This window comes from Achromobacter sp. UBA2119, from assembly GCF_002331005.1.
Lineage (GTDB): Bacteria > Pseudomonadota > Gammaproteobacteria > Burkholderiales > Burkholderiaceae_B > Achromobacter > Achromobacter animicus.
Genome location: NZ_DCYD01000015.1, coordinates 25,241 through 41,751, shown reverse-complemented (window position 1 = coordinate 41,751; position 16,511 = coordinate 25,241). Strand labels below are relative to the sequence as shown.

The 16,511-nt window shown below is 66.5% G+C and carries 15 protein-coding genes; 2 read left to right on the top strand and 13 right to left on the bottom strand.

The window, feature by feature from the left end; all coding sequences use genetic code 11:
- Positions 1-17 precede the first annotated feature (17 nt).
- Both B3098_RS14655 and B3098_RS14650 read left to right on the top strand, forming a co-directional pair.
- Positions 18-1,007, top strand: coding sequence for a Bug family tripartite tricarboxylate transporter substrate binding protein (locus B3098_RS14655; RefSeq protein WP_414631281.1), 990 nt, complete (start codon positions 18-20; stop codon positions 1,005-1,007).
- Between the two features lie 117 nt (positions 1,008-1,124).
- Positions 1,125-3,476, top strand: coding sequence for a cytochrome P450/oxidoreductase (locus tag B3098_RS14650; RefSeq protein WP_286897311.1), 2,352 nt, complete (start codon positions 1,125-1,127; stop codon positions 3,474-3,476).
- A gap of 73 nt (positions 3,477-3,549) precedes the next feature.
- On the opposite strand, the gene B3098_RS14645 is transcribed toward B3098_RS14650, so the two are convergent.
- The 13 genes from B3098_RS14645 to B3098_RS14585 all read right to left on the bottom strand — a co-directional run bounded on the left by B3098_RS14645 (position 3,550) and on the right by B3098_RS14585 (position 16,446).
- On the bottom strand, positions 3,550-4,854 hold the full coding sequence (locus B3098_RS14645) for an ABC transporter substrate-binding protein (protein WP_239211339.1): 1,305 nt from the start codon (positions 4,852-4,854) through the stop codon (positions 3,550-3,552).
- Positions 4,855-4,891: 37 nt separating this feature from the next.
- Positions 4,892-6,016, bottom strand: coding sequence for a zinc-dependent alcohol dehydrogenase family protein (locus B3098_RS14640; protein WP_279974489.1), 1,125 nt, complete (start codon positions 6,014-6,016; stop codon positions 4,892-4,894).
- Between the two features lie 86 nt (positions 6,017-6,102).
- Positions 6,103-6,855, bottom strand: a complete 753-nt coding sequence (locus B3098_RS14635) for a glucose 1-dehydrogenase (RefSeq protein WP_286897307.1) — start codon at positions 6,853-6,855, stop codon at positions 6,103-6,105.
- Positions 6,856-6,882: 27 nt separating this feature from the next.
- Positions 6,883-8,319, bottom strand: a complete 1,437-nt coding sequence (locus B3098_RS14630; RefSeq protein ID WP_175184707.1) for an aldehyde dehydrogenase family protein — start codon at positions 8,317-8,319, stop codon at positions 6,883-6,885.
- 20 nt (positions 8,320-8,339) lie between these two features.
- The gene (locus tag B3098_RS14625) at positions 8,340-8,996 is read right to left on the bottom strand and encodes an ABC transporter ATP-binding protein (RefSeq protein ID WP_279974492.1); all 657 of its coding nucleotides are present in this window, start codon (positions 8,994-8,996) and stop codon (positions 8,340-8,342) included.
- A 3-nt stretch (positions 8,997-8,999) separates the two neighbouring features.
- On the bottom strand, positions 9,000-9,740 hold the full coding sequence (locus tag B3098_RS14620) for an ABC transporter ATP-binding protein (protein WP_056559219.1): 741 nt from the start codon (positions 9,738-9,740) through the stop codon (positions 9,000-9,002).
- 1 nt (position 9,741) lies between these two features.
- Entirely contained in the window at positions 9,742-10,722 is a 981-nt protein-coding gene (locus tag B3098_RS14615; RefSeq protein ID WP_175137852.1) for a branched-chain amino acid ABC transporter permease, read from the bottom strand.
- Complete coding sequence (locus B3098_RS14610; protein ID WP_175122436.1) at positions 10,722-11,627, bottom strand: branched-chain amino acid ABC transporter permease; 906 nt, start codon at positions 11,625-11,627, stop codon at positions 10,722-10,724. Before B3098_RS14610 ends, B3098_RS14615 begins: the two co-directional genes overlap by 1 nt.
- A gap of 246 nt (positions 11,628-11,873) precedes the next feature.
- Complete coding sequence (locus B3098_RS14605) at positions 11,874-12,452, bottom strand: DUF4340 domain-containing protein (RefSeq protein WP_286897301.1); 579 nt, start codon at positions 12,450-12,452, stop codon at positions 11,874-11,876.
- Complete coding sequence (locus B3098_RS14600) at positions 12,449-13,828, bottom strand: GldG family protein (protein WP_286897299.1); 1,380 nt, start codon at positions 13,826-13,828, stop codon at positions 12,449-12,451. Before B3098_RS14600 ends, B3098_RS14605 begins: the two co-directional genes overlap by 4 nt.
- Positions 13,825-14,538, bottom strand: coding sequence for an ABC transporter permease (locus tag B3098_RS14595; protein WP_175122433.1), 714 nt, complete (start codon positions 14,536-14,538; stop codon positions 13,825-13,827). Before B3098_RS14595 ends, B3098_RS14600 begins: the two co-directional genes overlap by 4 nt.
- Positions 14,535-15,575, bottom strand: coding sequence for an ABC transporter ATP-binding protein (locus B3098_RS14590; RefSeq protein ID WP_286897297.1), 1,041 nt, complete (start codon positions 15,573-15,575; stop codon positions 14,535-14,537). The genes B3098_RS14595 and B3098_RS14590 overlap by 4 nt, the downstream gene beginning before the upstream one ends.
- Positions 15,576-15,585: 10 nt before the next feature.
- A complete protein-coding gene (locus tag B3098_RS14585) occupies positions 15,586-16,446 on the bottom strand; it encodes an N-acyl homoserine lactonase family protein (protein WP_286897296.1) in 861 nt (286 codons plus the stop codon).
- Between the last annotated feature and the right edge of the window lie 65 nt (positions 16,447-16,511).

Here is a 16,511-nt window from a genome sequence, read left to right as displayed (position 1 = left end):
AACGAGGAGACTTGTCCATGCGCAGTGTTAAACACCACATCCTGGCTGGCCTGATGGCCCTGCCCCTGCTGGCTTGTGCCAGCGCGTCCGCGCAGGAGGCGGCGGCTGATTACCCGTCCAAGCCCGTGCGCTGGATCGTGCCGTACGCCGCGGGCGGCGGGTCGGATTTCCTGGCGCGCAGCATCGGGCAGGGATTGACGGGGCGCCTGCACCAGCCGGTGGTGATCGAGAACAAGCCGGGCGGCAACACGGCGATTGCGGCGTCGGAAACGGCGCGCGCCCCGGCCGACGGCTACACGATGCTGTCCGCCGACAACGGCACGCTGGTGTTCAACCCGGCCCTCTACAAGAAGCTGTCGTACGACCCGGCGAAGGAACTGGCGCCCGTCACGCTGATGGGACGGTTTCCGATGATCCTGGTAGTGGGTCCGGCCATGAAGGTCAACTCGGCCAAGGAATTCCTGGCGGAAGCCAAGGCGCGCAAGGAAGGCCTGGATTACGCGTCGGCCGGCGCGGGCAGTCCGCACCACCTGGCGATGGAATTGCTGAAGGTTGAAGCGGGTCTGACCCTGACGCACGTGCCCTACCGCGGCGCGTCGCCCGCGCTGGCGGACGTGGCCGGCGGGCAGGTGCCCGCGATGATGGTGGATCTGGCCGCTGGCGCCGGCTTCATCAACGGCGGCAAGGTGAAGGCGCTGGCGGTCGCCAATCCGACCCGCCTGCCGCAACTGCCCGACGTGCCGACCTTTGCCGAAATCGGCCTGAAGAACGTGGAAGCCGCGGCGCAGGTTGGCGTGGTGGTGCCGGCCGCGACGCCCAAGCCCGTGATCGATGCGCTGAACAAGCAAATGGTCGCGACCATCAATGACCCGGCCACGCGCCAGCGTCTGGTGGAGTTCGGCATCGAGCCGATCGGCAACACGCCTGCGCAGTACGCCGAGATGCTGACCGCCGAGCGCGCCCGCTGGCAGAAGCTGATCAAGGATCTGGGCATCACGCTGGACTGAGGATCACGCTCACGGCATTACGCTGAACCCGCATCACCGGCCCGCCGCACATCGTATGCCGCGCACCAAACGCCGAACCCGCGGCGGGCCCGCAAGACAAACACACGGAACGACCTCATGAACCAAGCATCCGCCACCCCGCGCCCCTCGGGCTGTCCCATCGATCACGCCGCGTTGGCTGCGGCGCAGAGCCCGACGGGCTGTCCGGTCAGCGCGCGCGCCGCCGCGTTCGATCCCTTTGGCGACGGCTATCAGCAAGACCCGCCGGAGTACGTGCGTTGGGCGCGCGAGCAAGAGCCGGTGTTCTACAGCCCGCAACTGGGTTACTGGGTCGTGACGCGCTACGACGACATCAAGGCGATCTTCCGCGACAACATCACCTTCAGCCCGTCCATCGCGCTGGAGAAGATCACGCCGACGGGGCCGGAGGCCAACGCGGTGCTGGCGTCGTACGGCTATGCCATGAATCGCACGCTGGTGAACGAGGACGAGCCCGCGCACATGCCGCGCCGCCGCGTGTTGATGGACCCGTTCACGCCTGAAGAATTGAAGCACCACGAACCGATGGTGCGACGCCTGACGCGCGAATACGTGGACCGCTTCATCGACGACGGCCGCGCCGATCTCGTGGACCAGATGCTGTGGGAAGTGCCGCTGACGGTGGCGCTGCACTTCCTGGGCGTGCCCGAAGAAGACATGGACCTGCTGCGCCAGTATTCCATCGCGCACACGGTGAACACCTGGGGCCGGCCCAAGCCGGAAGAACAGGTTGCCGTCGCCCACGCGGTCGGCAATTTCTGGCAGTTGGCCGGCAAGATCCTGGACAAAATGCGGCAGGACCCGTCCGGCCCCGGCTGGATGCAATACGGCCTGCGCAAGCAGCAGACCCATCCGGAGGTGGTCACCGACTCGTACCTGCATTCGATGATGATGGCCGGCATCGTGGCGGCGCACGAGACCACCGCCAACGCGTCGGCCAACGCGATCAAGCTGCTGCTGCAGCACCCACAGGCCTGGCGCGAGATCTGCGAGGATCCGAACCTGATCCCGAACGCGGTCGAGGAATGCCTGCGGCACAACGGCTCGGTGGCTGCCTGGCGGCGGCTGGCGACGCGCGACGTGGAGATCGCGGGCGTGGCGATTCCGGCCGGCTCCAAGCTGCTGATCGTGACCTCGTCGGCGAACCATGACGAGGGCCAGTTTGAAGACGCCGACCTCTTCGACATCCGCCGCGAAAACGCCAGCGACCAGCTCACCTTCGGGTATGGCTCGCACCAGTGCATGGGCAAGAATCTGGCGCGCATGGAGATGCAGATCTTCCTGGAAGAACTGACGCGCCGCTTGCCCCACCTGAAGCTGGCGGAACAGGCGTTTACGTATGTGCCGAACACTTCGTTCCGCGGCCCGGAACATCTCTGGGTTGAATGGGATCCGGCGCAGAATCCGGAACGTGCGAATCCTTCGTTGCTGGAGAACAGGCACCCCGTGCGCATTGGCGAGCCGTCCTCACACGCCATCACCCGGCCGGTCGTGGTGCACAGCGCAGACACGGCGGCCGACGGCATCGTGCGGCTGCGCCTCGTGTCGCCGGACGGCAAGCCCCTGCCCCGCTGGTCGCCCGGATCGCACATCGACGTCGAATGCGGCGATACCGGCCTGTCACGTCAGTATTCGCTGTGCGGCGATCCGGCCGAGACCGGCGTCTTTGAAATTGCCGTGCTGTGCGAAGAAAATGGCCGCGGCGGTTCCGCCTGGATGCACGCGAACGCCACGCCCGGCGCGCGCCTGCGCATTCGTGGACCACGCAATCACTTCCGTCTGGACGAATCGGCTGCAAAACTCATCTTGATCGCGGGCGGCATCGGCATCACGCCCATCAGCGCCATGGCGCGGCGTGCGCGGGAGCTGGGGCTGGACTACGAACTGCATTACAGCGGTCGCTCGCGCGCTTGCATGGCGCTGGCGGACGAACTGGCGTCGCTGCACGGAGATCGCCTGCATCTGCACGTCAAAGACGAGGGCACTCGCGCGGACTATGCCGCCCTGCTCGCCGAGCCGCGCGCCGGCACGCAGGTCTATGCATGCGGTCCACAGGGTCTGCTGGATGCCCTGGCCGGCTGCTGCGCGGCGTGGCCGGAAGATACGCTGCGGGTGGAGCACTTCCATTCCACGCTGGGCACGCTGGACCCGTCGAAGGAACAGGCCTTTGAGGTGGTGCTGAAGGATTCGGGGATTGTCCTCAACGTGCCCGCCGACCAGACGCTGCTGACCGCATTGCGCGGGGCCAACATCGATGTGCAGAGCGATTGCGAGGAAGGGTTGTGCGGATCGTGCGAGGTGCGCGTGCTGGAAGGCGACATCGACCATCGCGACGTGGTGCTGACGCGCGCGGAACGCGAGGCGAACAACAAGATGATGGCCTGCTGCTCGCGATCGTGCGGGGGCAAGAAGGTGGTGCTGGAGCTGTAGCAAAAAAACGCCCCGGCGCGCACGCCGGGGCTATCCCTGCACCACACACTGCTGCTTGCGCTGTCCGTCCCGATCAGTTCGGGAACACCTTGATCTGGTCGCTCTTCAATACATCAGGCGTCAGGCTCTTTTCGATCCACGCCATCGACGTATCCGTCACCCCGGGCGTGACCAGTTCAGCCGGCACGATGGTGATGTCGGCCAGGACCTTGAACGGGTACTTGTCGCTCTTCTTGGTCACGCCGAACAGCTGCGCTTCCAACGCTTGGCCATCAGCGCGGTGCATCTGGATCTCGCGGCCATAGCCCTTGAAGCTGACGTCGTGCATCGCCGCCGCCACCTGTTCAGGCGTGGGCCAGTTGCCGCCGTTGTCCTTGATGGCCTTTTCGTAGCCGGCCTTCAGGCCGTTGATGCCTTGCACCATGTGATAGACCGAGTAGATCGGATAGGCGCCGGTCTTGTCGTGGAATTTCTTCACGAAGGCCTGGTGCTTGGGATCGTCCTTGGTTTCCGGATGCAGGAAGTAATGGTCGCCACGCGCGCCGACCAGGACGCCTTCCGGCAGGGCGTTGCCCAGGCGTTCCAGCGAGCTTTCGGCCAGCGACAGCACGAAGGTGGAGTTCTTGAACAGGTTGCGCTGCGAGGCCTGGCGCACGAAGTTGTCCAGGTCGCCGCCCCACGACGTCGAGACGATCACATCCGGGCGCAGCGCCTGCAGGCGGCTGATTTCGGTGGAGAAGTCGGCAGCGCCGAATTTGGGGAACATCTCGGCGACGACCTTGACGTCGGGCTTGAACTTCTTGAGCGCGGCCAGGAAGATGTCACGCGAATCGCGGCCCCAGGCGTAGTCCTGGTTGACGATGGCGATGGTCTTGAAGTCGGGCTTCACCTTCATCAGGTAGAGCACCTGCGCGACCATCTCGGTGGTGGCGTTGGCCTGCGTGCGCACGACGTACTTGTATTTCTTGCCTTCCAGCGCCTTTTCCGTGCCGCAGTCCCACAGCACGTTCAGCACTTTCAGGTCCTCGGCCACGGGCGCGACGATGTTGCAGTGGCCGCTGGAAATGGCCGACAGCATCACGCGCGTGCCGCCTTCGGCCAGGCGCCGGTATTCGGACAGCAGCTTTTCGCCGCCACCGCCTTCGTCGATGTAGCTAGGCACGATCTTCACGCCGTCGATGCCGCCGTTGGCGTTGATCTCTTCGATCAGGATGTCGGCCGCGTCGCGGGCCGGCACACCGAACACGGACGCCGAGCCCGACAGGAAGGTCGAGATGCCGACGTTCAATTCCTTGGGCTTGTCGGCGGCGATGGCCAGCGTGGCCAGGCCCGACAGCAGGGTAGCGCCCAAGAGGGCCGCCAGTCTTGAGGTCTTCATGGTGTTGTCTCCAGTGTTGTTGATCGGGTCTGTGCCCTTAGAAAACGATGGCGTCGCGCAGGCTGCCGCCGGTGGCGAGGTGATCGAACCCCTCGTTGATCTGGTCCAGCGAAAACGATTGGCCCATCATCCGGTCCACCGGCAGGCGGCCGGCCTTGTACAGGTCGATGTAGCGGCTGATGTCGATGGCGGGCACGCCCGAGCCCAGGTAGCTGCCCCGGATCTCGCGCTCTTCACCCACCATCTGCGACAGCGACAGCGGGAAGCTGAACTTGGGGTTGGGCAGGCCGGACGTCACCGTGGCGCCGCCGCGGCGCGTGAGCTTGTAGGCGGTCTCGAAGGCCGGCACCGCGCCCGCCATGTCGAAGCCGAAGTCCACGCGGCCGCCCGCCAGATCCATGAGGTCGTCGTCGGTCTTGACCTGCTTCGGGTTGACGAGGTGCGTGGCGCCCAGATCCTTGGCCAGCGCCAGCTTCTCGTCGCTGAGGTCGATGGCGACCACACGGCGCGCGCCCGCGGCAACGGCGGCCAGCAGCGCGCTCAGGCCCACGCCGCCCAGCCCCACGATCGCGGCCGTGTCGCCCATCTTGATGCGCGCACGGTTGATGACGGCGCCGGCGCCGGTCAGCACGGCGCAGCCGAACAGCGCGGCCTCGCGGTGGGACAGTTCGACATTCACCTTGACGCACGAGCGCCGCGACACCACAGCGTACTCCGCGAAGCAGGACACGCCCGTGTGATGGTTGATGTATTCGTCGCCGATATGCAGGCGGCGCTCGCCGCCCAGCAGCGTGCCCTTCGTGTTGGCGACGGCGCCGGGCTCGCACAAGGCGGGCCGGCCTTCCATGCAGGGGTTGCAGCAGCCGCAACTTGGCACGAACACCATGGCAACGTGATCGCCGGCCTTCAGGTCCGAGACGCCCGGTCCGGTTTCCACGACTTCGCCGGATGACTCATGGCCCAGCACGATCGGCACGCCGCGCGGCCGGTCGCCGTTGATGACGGACAGGTCCGAATGGCACAGCCCGGCCGCACGGATTCTGACCAGCACCTCGCCGAACCCGGGCGGGTCCAGCTCGATATCCGCGATGGTCAGGGGCCGGGTCTGGGCGTACGGTCCCTCGACCCCCACTTGCCGCAATAACGCCGCTTTGATTTTCATGCGTCTTCATCCACAGAAGTGATCCGGACCGCGGGCGGTCGCGGCATCCGGCATGCCGCGATCCCGCGGCAAGCCGGCATCCAAACCTACACCGTGCGTCCGCCGTCGACGGGGAACTCCACGCCGGTGATGAACTCGGCCGCATCGCTGGCCAGGAACAGCGCGGCCGCGGCCACGTCGGAAGGCTGGCAGAAGCGGCCCAGCGGAATGGTGGACACGAACTTCGCGCGGTTCTCCGGCGTGTCGGGCAGGCCCATGAAGAGTTCGAACATGCCGGTCACGCCCATGACCGGGCAAATGGCGTTGACGCGAATGCCCTCTCCGCCCAGCTCCACGGCCATCGACTTGGACAGCACGTTGACCGCGCCCTTGGACGCGTTGTACCAACTGAGGCCGGGACGCGGACGGATGCCGGCCGTCGACCCGATGTTCAGGATCACTCCGCGCTTTTGCTTGCGCATGACGGGCACGACGGCCTGGGCCATGTGATAGATCGACTTCACGTTGATGTCGAACATGCGATCGAACGTGGCCTCGTCCACGTCCAGCATCGGCTGGTTCTTGTGGGTGATGGCGGCGTTGTTGACCACGATGTCCACGGCGCCGAACTTGTCGAGCGCGGCGCGCACCACGTTGTCGATGTCGGCGCGGCTGGACACGTCGGCCTTCACCGCCAGCGCGGCGTCGCCGACTTCAGCAGCCACGCGGTCGGCGGCCTCTTTATTGATGTCCGCGATCACGACCTTGGCGCCCTCCTTGGCGTACAGCTTCACGATGCCCTCGCCAAAACCGTGGCCCCCGCCCGTGACGATCGCAACCTTGCCTTGCAACTGGCTCATTTTCTGTCTCCGTATGATGCGCGGCGATCACTCGCCATAGAACTGAATCAGGGTCTTGGTCGTGCTCATCTCTTCCAGCGCGATGAAGCCTTTCTCCCGGCCGTGGCCGCTTTTCTTGACACCGCCGAAGGGCAGCTCGACGCCGCCGCCCGCGCCGAAGCCGTTGATGTAGACCTGGCCGCACTTGATGCCGCGCGCCACGCGCTGCTGACGTCCGCCGTTCTCGGTCCACACCGCGCCCAGCAGGCCGTAGTCGGTGGCGTTGGCAAGACGAATGGCCTCGGCCTCGTCGGCGAAGGGCAGCGCGACCAGTACGGGGCCGAAAATCTCTTGCGTCAGCAGGTCGCTGTCGTGGCTGGTGGCGGCAAAGAGCGTGGGTTTGACGAAGAAGCCGCCCTGCGGAACGCCGTCGGCGATGCCGCCTTCGGCCGCGACCTGCAGGCCTTCAGAGAGACCCTTGGCGATGTAGCGGTTGACGCGGTCGTACTGCGCCTTGTTGACGACGGGGCCGCAGGTCAGGTCCATGTCCGGCGTGCCCGCGCGCACCTTGGAAAATTCCTCGCCCAGCGCCTTCATGAAGTCGTCGTAGATGCCCTTTTGCACCAACAGCCGGCTGCCCGCGGTGCAGGTCTGGCCGGTGTTGTGGACGATGCCCTTGACGATGGCCGGAATGGCGAGCTTGTAGTTGGCGTCGTCAAAAACGATGTGCGCCGACTTGCCGCCCAGCTCCAGCACGCACTTGACCGCGTTCAGTGCAGCGGCCTGCTGAACCAGCACGCCGACTTCGTTGGAGCCGGTGAAGGTGATGAAGTTGATGCCGGGATGGCGCGACAGCGCGGCGCCGGCCTCTTCGCCCAGGCCCGAGACAATGTTCAGCGCGCCCGGCGGAAAGCCCACTTCCAGCGCCAGTTCGGCCACGCGGATGATCGACAGGCAGGCGTCTTCGGCGGGTTTGACGACCGCGGCGTTGCCCATGGCCAGCGCCGGCGCCACGCTGCGGCCGAACATCTGCGCGGGGTAGTTCCACGGAATGATGTGCGCGGTGACGCCCAGCGGTTCGCGGATGAGCTGCACCGAATAGTCTTTCTGGAACGGGATGGTCTGGCCGTGCACCTTGTCGGCCGCGCCGCCGTAGAACTCGAAGTACCGGGCCAGCACGGTGATGTCGCCGCGCGCGGTGGACATGGGCTTACCGGTATCGCGCGATTCCAGTTGCGCCAGTTCCTCGTGGTGCGCCAGCACGCTTTCGCCCAGGCGCATCAGCAGCCGGCCGCGTTCCAGCGCCGTCATGTCGCCCCATTCGCCTTCCAGCGCGTCGCGCGCGGCCTGCACCGCCGCGTTCACGTCGGCTTGCTGGCCGCGCGGGATGGTGGTGAACACCTGGCCGTCTACGGGGGAAACGACCTCGATCGTGCGCCCGTCCTGGGCGTCGACCTGGCGGCCGCCGATAATCATCTGCGTCATGGGAATGTCTCCGTGGGGTATCAGTTCAGCGTGATCGAGCCGCGCTCGATCGTCCATATCTGGTCGGGAATGTCGCCCAGCAGCTTCACGTTGGATTCGGTGATGACCACGCACAGGTCGGGCTGCATTTCCTTGAGCCGGCCCAGCGCCTCGGTGTAGTCGCGCGCCAGCTTGGGCGCGAGGCCCTGGAAAGGTTCATCCAGCATCAAAAGCCGCGTGCCGACCATGACGGCGCGGGCCAGCGCCACCATCTTGCCCTGCCCGCCCGACAGCGCGGAGCCGGACCGCTTGAGCATGGGCTCCAGCTGCGGCACCACCTTCAGCACGGTGTCCATGCGGGCCTGGATCTCGGCCTTGGACTGGCCCTGCACTTCGCACGGCAGGTGCAGGTTTTCCTCGACGGTCATGGTCGGGAAGATGACGCGGTCTTCGGGCGCGTAGCCCACTTTCATTGCGGCGCGCTTGTGACCGGGCAGCGCGGTGAGGTCGGTGCCGTCGAACGCGATCTTGCCGGAGCGGATGCGCGTCAGGCCCATGATGGTGCGCAAGAGCGTGGTCTTGCCCGCGCCGTTGCGCCCGACGATGCCGATGGTGCGGGACGCTTCGAAGTTGGCGCTGACGTCGCGCAGGATGCGATTGCCCGCCAGGTCGACGTTGATGGCCGATAGATTCAACATGGTTCAGGCCCCCAGCACTTCGCTTCTGATCTGCGGATTGTTCAAGACTTCCTCGGGCGAGCCGTCGGCGGCCACCTTGCCGGCGATCCACGCCGCCACGCGGGTGGCGTAGCGCGACACGATGTCCACATCGTGCTCGACGAACCAGCTCGTCACGCGGCGCTCGTCCAGCGCGTGCATCACGGTCTCCATCAGCGCGAACTTGTCTTCCGACGCGACGCCGCTGGTGGGTTCGTCCATGATCAGCAGCTTGGGCTGCAATGCCAGCGCCATCGCCACGTCCAGCAGCTTGCGCTTGCCTTCGGGCAGCTCGATGCAGGCTTCGTCGGCGTCGGGCAAGAGGCCCACCAGCTCCAGCGTGGCGTCCACCTCGCGCGCGTCGATCGTGCTTTCCAGCGACCGGAACCAGCTCAGTTCCTTGTTGCGGCGCGCGGCCGCGATCTGCACGCACTGGCGCACGGTGTGCTCGGTGAACAGCTGCGGCAGCTGGAACGAGCGCCCCATGCCCAGCCGCACGATCTTGCGCGGGGCCATGGCAGTGACGTCTTTGCCGTCGAAATAGACCTTGCCTTTGGCGGGCGTCAGGTACCCCGTGCAGATGTTGATGAAGGTGGTCTTGCCGGCGCCGTTCTGGCCGATCACTGCCAGGCGTTCGCCTTCGTGCAGCTCGAAGTTGATGTTGTCGGCGGCCACCACGCCGCCGAAGGCCAGGTACAGGTCGGTGGTTTGAATCAGGGGTTTCATGTCAGTTCCTTGCCGCGACCTGCACGGGCGCCTGCGCGCGCCGCTGCGCACGTTCACGCGATTTGATGCGCTTGGTGATCTGGCCCACGAAGCCCGTGGGGAACATGAAGATGACCAGGATCAGCGTGAGGCCCAACAGGAACTGCCAGAGACCGGGGAAGTAGGCGGCGGACACGAGCTTCACGGATTCGAAGCCTACGGCGCCCAGGAAAGCGCCGGCCGCGTGGCCCGCCCCGCCCAGGATGGTGATGAAGACGAATTCGCCCGAGCGCAGCCACGAGCCGATTTCCGGTGTGACCAGCCCCTGCATCAGCGCAAGGATCGCGCCCGAAAACCCGACCACCACCGCCGACAGCAGATAGCCCTTCCACATGATGAAGTACGCGGAAAAGCCCAGGTATTCGATGCGCGTTTCGTTGGTCTTGATGGCCGACAGCGCCTGGCCGCTGCCCGAGCGGAAGTAACGCTGCACCCACCACGCCAACACCAGCGACAGGACCAGCGTCAGCACCAGCAGCGCGCGTTCGAAGGATTCGCGCTCCATCACGATGCCGGCCATGGTCGGGCGCACGATGCGCATGCCATCGGAGCCGCCGGTCAGCGTGTAGAGCTTGCCCAGCAGCGCGAACAGCACCATGCTGAGCGCCAGGTTCAACATGCCAAAGAAGATGCCGCGGTAACGCACCACGAACAGGCCAATGACCACGGCTGCGACGAAGCTGGCGACGACGCCGGCCAGGATCAGCACCAGCGCATCCAGGCCGGGCATCGCTTTGGCCAGGAACGCCACGGTGTACGCCGAGATGCAGGCAAACATGGCGTGGCCGAACGAAATCTGGCCGGCGCGCGCCATCACCGACACGCCCAGCGCGGCAATCGCGTAGGTCAGGCCGATGACGATGGGCGTGATGGTCCAGGAATAGGTGTAGCCAAGGAACAGCGTGAACAACGCGGCCAGCAGGCTGAGGACAGGGACTTTCATCAGATCGTCCTCGCTTGAGCAACGGTGAACAGGCCGTGCGGGCGGATGATCAGCACCAGCACCATGATGATGTAGGGCACGGCGACTTCCAGCTCCGGCGCCGCATACACGGCGATGGCGCGGATGATGCCGATGAGCAGCGCGGCGATCAGCGCGCCGGTGATCTGGCCAAGGCCCGCGGTGGCGACAACGGCAAACGACAGCACCGTCATGTCCGTGCCCGCCCCCGGCACCAGCGAGGTCGTGGGCGAAGCCAGCGCGCCGCCCAGCGCGCCCAGGATGGTCGCGATCACGAAGGTGACGTAGCCGATCTTCTTGGCGTTGATGCCGAGCGACGTGGCGACCTCGCGGTGGTGCGTGGTGGCCACGGTTTGTTTGCCGAGCTTGGTGTGGCGCAGGAAGAACTCCAGGCACACGTAGGCCAGCAGCGCCGTGGCGGGGACCACGACAAGCTGATATGTCGTGTAGGTGATGTCGCCGATCTCGATGTTGCCCAGCCGGTTGACGACTTCGCTGGCGCTATAGGGTTGCGCACCCCACAGCATGCGCTGGATGTCTTCCAGCATCAGGAAGGCGCCGAAGGTGAGCAGCAGTTTGAGGATGGGATCGTAGTTCTGGGCGCGGCGGATCAGGACGAATTCCATGATGCTGCCCAGCAGCAGCCCAACGGCGATGGCCGCCACGAACAGCGCCGCGAAAAGAAGAATGGGGGAGTCGGTCTTGGGCGCCACGAACATGACGAGGCTGGCCGCGGCATAGCCGCCAAAGGCGTAGAACGCGCCGTGGGCAACGTTCAGTATCCCCATCACGCCGAACACCAGGGTTAACCCCATCGACACCAGGAATAGCAGACTGGCGTATGCCACGCCGTCCACCAAGGCGAGAGGCAGTAGATCCAAGGTCAAGCGTCTTCTCCCAATACGCTGAGCACGGACGCGACGAACCGTCAGGATCGCGCGGCGTGTGGGCTTGCGCCCCGGGCGCGCCCGGCGCGCCCTTGTCTCGTTATCAACCTTTCCGTGCTGTCCTGCGCAGGCTGCGCAAGACGCCGGAAGGCACTTTTATGGCTGGCTTACAGGCCCGTCCCGCAACGGCTTGGGCCGGTCCGCCGTCCTATGTTTGCGAAGTATAGGTAGGGGTTCATCGGCGACCTATTTATCTTTGTGCAAGGCGGGTTTAACAAGCGATGGAGTGGCGGCTGGCGTCCCCAGCGCCGCCAGTGGCGCCCGGGTTTGATAGTCCGGGATAATCCGGATCTGCGCCTCATCCGGCAGGCGTACATAACGGCCTAATCCATCCGGCGCCAGCGCGCCGACATCCAGCGTTGCCAAGGTCGCGCCCGCGGCATCGCGCACGTCGATGCGCAGTTGGGGCGGCGCAAGGCCATAGGTTTCTCCGTCCTGCGGGGTCAGCGTGCGGTCGCTGCGGGTCTGCGAGAACAGCGCGATGAAGTCGGCCACGTCAAAGCCTGCTGCGGCGCCCGGCGGCGTGGCGGTCCAGCCCTGCGGGCCGCGCGCCAGTCGAACCGATCCGTCGGGACCCGCCAGCGTCACTTGCGCCGCCATGCCGGGTTCCCAGGCGTAAAGCCGCGCGGGCTTGCCGCGATCGTCGTGCAGATGCGTGTGGCCGTCGTGATGCGCCGGCGATTCGGCGGCCTCGTGCCATTGCCACGCCGACAGCACAATGCCTGCCGCCAACAGCGCCGGCCACAGCGCCGCGCGCGCGTTCACCGCCGCCTCCACCACAGCAGCAGTCCCGTCAACAGCGCAAGCAGCGGCAAGGCCACCGTGCTGGTCCAGAACACCGCGCGCATCTGACGGTTGGTCAGTTCCACGCGGCGGTTTTCGTAATGCCGGGGCCGGATCGTCAACAGCGCGTCCTCGCCCGCCAGCAGCGTGACGGCGTTGGTGAACAGCGCGCCATTGCCCAGCGTGGCGAAATGCCGGTTGATGGCGAAATCGCTGTCGCCCGCAACCAGCAGCGTGGGATGCGCGGCCCCGTCCGCGTTGGCCGCCTGCGCGTTGCGCGTGGCCAGCGCCATCAGCGTGTAGCGCGAGGGCGGCTGGCCGGGCACCTGGGCATCGGCGGAGGTCTGCGCCAGCGGCGTCACCACCACGCCGGGCGGCAGCGCGTCGCCCGCGGGTTCCAGGCCGGCTGCACCCGGAAAGAAGCTGAGCGGCAGGCCGCGCGTCATCTTGTGGCGCGTGTAGTCGCTGACGGCCGGACTGCCGGGATCGTTGCGATAGTGGCTGCCCGCATCGGCCAGCGCGCCCGGCGCCAGCGCGATGCCGAAGTCCGACAGCAGGCCGTCCAGGCCGTGCCGGGTATCGGGTTCCAGCAGCAACAGCGTCTTGCCGCCCGCGCCGGTCCAGCGGCGCAGCGCCTGGGCGTCGTCCTCGCCAAACGGCGTACGCGGACCGGCAGCCACCACGACGGCGCAGCGCGGCAACGCCTGCGCCAGAGTGCCCGCGCCCACCGCGCGCGTCGAAAACCCCAGCGTCTGCAAGGCGTTGCGCGCCATCGCCATGCCGTGCTGCTCATGCACCTCGACACGCGCCACCAGGTTCTCGTCGTGGTCGTGGTCTTCCAGGTCGTCCAGCGACGTCAGGCTGTCCAGCGGGGCTTCGCGATGGCCCTGCGTGAAGCAGACCGTCTGCGCGCCGTTCTGGCTGATGCGGATGATCGCGTTGGTGAAGTCGGTTTCGGTGCCGCCGTTGATGGTGGTGCGACGCTCGCCCGAGGCCAGCACCGCGCTGCCCGCGAACTGGATGCCGGCAGCGCGCGCCTCGGCCGGGCGCAGCGCCGGGTCGACGCCGCGCACGCGGATCAGCGGGTTCTCGCGTTCGTACTGGCGCAGCAGTTCCAGCGCGTCGACCATGCTCTTGTTGCGCAGGTCGTAGAACCACGTCACCTCGACCGGCTGGCGCACCTGCCGCGCGACTTCCAGGCTTTCAGGGGCCAGGCTGTATACGCGCTGCGCGGTCAGATCGATACGGCCCAGATGGCGCGACGCCCACAGGTTCAGCGCCAGCAGCAGCGCGGCCACGGCCAGCACCGGCAACCACAGCGACAGCCGCCGCCCGGCGCGGCGCACGACGGGGCTCATCGCAGCCTCCAGCGCTTCAGGTTGACGGCGGCCACCATCAACGCCAGCACGGCCACGCTGGCGAGCGTGACGGTGGCGGGTCCGGGCAGCACGCCCCGGATGAAGTCCACGTGCTGCGCCGACAGCGACAGGGCCTGGAAGAACGGCGACAAGGCCGGAAACGCATCCAGCGCCGCCGGATAGTCGATGAACCACAGCAGCACGAGGATGCCCCACGTGGCGCTGGCGGCGACGATCTGGTTCGAGCACGCGCTGGACACGGCGATGCCGATCGCCAGGAACAGCGCGCCGTACAGGAACACGCCGATGTACCCGCCCACGATGGGACCGTAGTCCGGTTGGCCGTACCAGGCCAGCGGCAGCACCGCCGACATCGTGCCGGCCAGCATCAGCGCCAGCATGGTCAGCCCGGCCGCGAACTTGGCGGCCACCAGCGTGAAGTCCGACAGCGGCAGCGTCAGCAGCAGCTCCAGCGTGCCCTGCCGCGCCTCTTCGGCAAAGGCGCGCATGCTGACCAGCGGCATCACCAGCATCAGCAGGATGGTCATGTTGTGAAACGCCGTCACCATCTGCCCGGTGCTGACGAAGAACAGGTTGAAGCTGAACAGATAGCCCGACAAAGCCCAGAACACCGCCACGACGGCCAGCGCCACGGGCGAGCCGAAGTCGGTGCGCAGTTCCTTGCGGTATAGCGCCGCGAAACCCTTCATGCGCGTCTCCGTAACGGGGGATCGTTAGGCGCCAGCGCCGCCAGCAGGCGGGCTTCGACCGCTTCCTGCGCGGGCAGCACGGCGCGCAGTTCCGCGTGCGCCAGCGCGGTGCGCATGACCGCGTCGCAGGCGGCTGCGCTGGTCGCGTTGTTGGCGGCGTTGTTGGTCGCGTTGTTGGCGGCGTTTGAAGTTGCACTGGCGATATGGCGGCCGGTCACGCTTGCACCCGGCGCGTCCCACGTGACGCGCCACTTGCTGGTGCCGGCATCGAGCAGCGTGATGTCCACCGCCTTCACGCCCGGACACGCGGATAACGCCGCGTGCAAAGCGGCATGCCCGGCAGCGGGCAACGCCAGCAGCAATTGCAGCGCCGACCGCGATTCGCCCAGCGGCTGGTCCTCGACCAACCGGCCCTGCCGCAGGATCGCGATGCGCGAGCAAAGCGCCTCGACCTCCTGCATCAAATGGCTGCTGAACACCACCGCGCGGCCTTCTGCGCAGCGGCGGATCATGGCGCGGGCTTCCACGATCTGCACGGGATCCAGGCCGTTGGTGGCCTCGTCCAGCAGCAGGACGGGCGGGTCGTTCAGCACCGCCTGCGCCAGCCCCACGCGCTGACGCTGCCCCTTGGACAGACGTCCGATCACCGAGCGCGCCACGCCCTGCAGATCGAAGCCGTCGATGGCGCGTTCGATGGCCAGGCGGCGCGCGCTGGCGCCGCCCTGCACTTTGACGCCCGCGCCAAACTCCAGATACTGCGTGACGGTCAGCGCGTCATAGAGCGGCGCGCGTTCAGGCAGATAGCCGATGTCGGCGTTGCCGCGGCCCGGCGCGGGCTCACGTCCGCGAATCGTGATGCGCCCGCTGTCGGGCGTGTAAAAGCCCGCCATCAGGCGCAGCGTGGTGGTCTTGCCGCTGCCATTCGGACCGAGCAGGCCCAGGATTTCCCCCGGCCTGACGGACAGGCTGAGGGATTCCAGAACCTGGCGGGATCCGAACGACTTGCAGACCTGGTGCAAGGCGACGGCGGGCTCCATGGCGCGCCTTTTAGTCGAACACTTTGGTCTTGGCGTTCTGCGCGTGCTGCTCCGCGTCGTGGCTGTACCAGAGCTGGCCCTGACGCGCGTCGCGGATCTGCTTGAGACGGTCGATGGCCTGCATGGACGCTGCCGTGTTCCAGGTGATGCCGGGAATGACGCCGACCTCGTTTTCACCCGTGTAGATGGCATCGGCCGCCAGCAGCACGACGCCGGTCTTGGGCAGCTTGACCTGCAGCGACTGGTGACCTTGCGTGTGGCCCTTGGTGTCCAGCAGCACGATGGTGCCGTCGCCGAACAGGTCGAAGTCGCCCTCGACCTGGATGAAGTCGTAGTCCCGCGTGGTGTCGAAGTCCTTCATGACGTAGGCCGCGCGCTGGAATTTCTCGGGCCACCAGGCGGCGCGCAGCTCGGCCTTCTGCACCACGTGCTTGGCCTTGGGGAACATCTTGATGTTGCCGGCGTGATCCAGATGGAAGTGTGAGTACACGACGTATTTCACGTCGCTCACGTCAAAGCCGGCGGCCTTGAGCTGGCGGTCGATGACCTCGTCGCGGCCCTGGATGGAATTGAACGCGCCGCACAGACCCTGGCCCCAATAATTGGCGCAATTGCCGTCGGCCGTGGCCTGGTTCATGCCGGTGTCGAACAGCACCAGGCCGCGCGGGTGCTGGATCACGTAGGCCGGCACCGGAATCTTGATCTTGGTGCCCACGTCGACCATCGCGGTCATGAAACCCTTGTCCAGCTCGATCTTGCCCACCGACAGCTGCATCAGTTTTACGTCCACCGGCGGCGCGTCGGCAGCATGTGCCCATCCGCCCGCCATGACCGCCACCGCCCCAACCATTGCCTTCCAGCTCTTGCTCATTGTTGTCTCCTCGGACCAACAGGGGTGGACCGCAGCCCGGACGGCGCGGCCGATCAGCAAGCTCC

Excerpts from the sequence above, each read along its gene's own strand:
- B3098_RS14650 (WP_286897311.1), top strand. The coding sequence starts at position 1,125 with ATGAACCAAGCATCCGCCACCCCGCGCCCCTCGGGCTGTCCCATCGAT.
- B3098_RS14595 (WP_175122433.1), bottom strand. The coding sequence starts at position 14,538 with ATGAAGGGTTTCGCGGCGCTATACCGCAAGGAACTGCGCACCGACTTC.
- B3098_RS14585 (WP_286897296.1), bottom strand. The coding sequence starts at position 16,446 with ATGAGCAAGAGCTGGAAGGCAATGGTTGGGGCGGTGGCGGTCATGGCG.
- B3098_RS14600 (WP_286897299.1), bottom strand. The coding sequence starts at position 13,828 with ATGAGCCCCGTCGTGCGCCGCGCCGGGCGGCGGCTGTCGCTGTGGTTG.
- B3098_RS14635 (WP_286897307.1), bottom strand. The coding sequence starts at position 6,855 with ATGAGCCAGTTGCAAGGCAAGGTTGCGATCGTCACGGGCGGGGGCCAC.
- B3098_RS14620 (WP_056559219.1), bottom strand. The coding sequence starts at position 9,740 with ATGAAACCCCTGATTCAAACCACCGACCTGTACCTGGCCTTCGGCGGC.
- B3098_RS14590 (WP_286897297.1), bottom strand. The coding sequence starts at position 15,575 with ATGGAGCCCGCCGTCGCCTTGCACCAGGTCTGCAAGTCGTTCGGATCC.
- B3098_RS14625 (WP_279974492.1), bottom strand. The coding sequence starts at position 8,996 with ATGTTGAATCTATCGGCCATCAACGTCGACCTGGCGGGCAATCGCATC.
- B3098_RS14640 (WP_279974489.1), bottom strand. The coding sequence starts at position 6,016 with ATGAAAATCAAAGCGGCGTTATTGCGGCAAGTGGGGGTCGAGGGACCG.
- B3098_RS14615 (WP_175137852.1), bottom strand. The coding sequence starts at position 10,722 with ATGAAAGTCCCTGTCCTCAGCCTGCTGGCCGCGTTGTTCACGCTGTTC.
- B3098_RS14630 (WP_175184707.1), bottom strand. The coding sequence starts at position 8,319 with ATGACGCAGATGATTATCGGCGGCCGCCAGGTCGACGCCCAGGACGGG.
- B3098_RS14645 (WP_239211339.1), bottom strand. The coding sequence starts at position 4,854 with ATGAAGACCTCAAGACTGGCGGCCCTCTTGGGCGCTACCCTGCTGTCG.
- B3098_RS14655 (WP_414631281.1), top strand. The coding sequence starts at position 18 with ATGCGCAGTGTTAAACACCACATCCTGGCTGGCCTGATGGCCCTGCCC.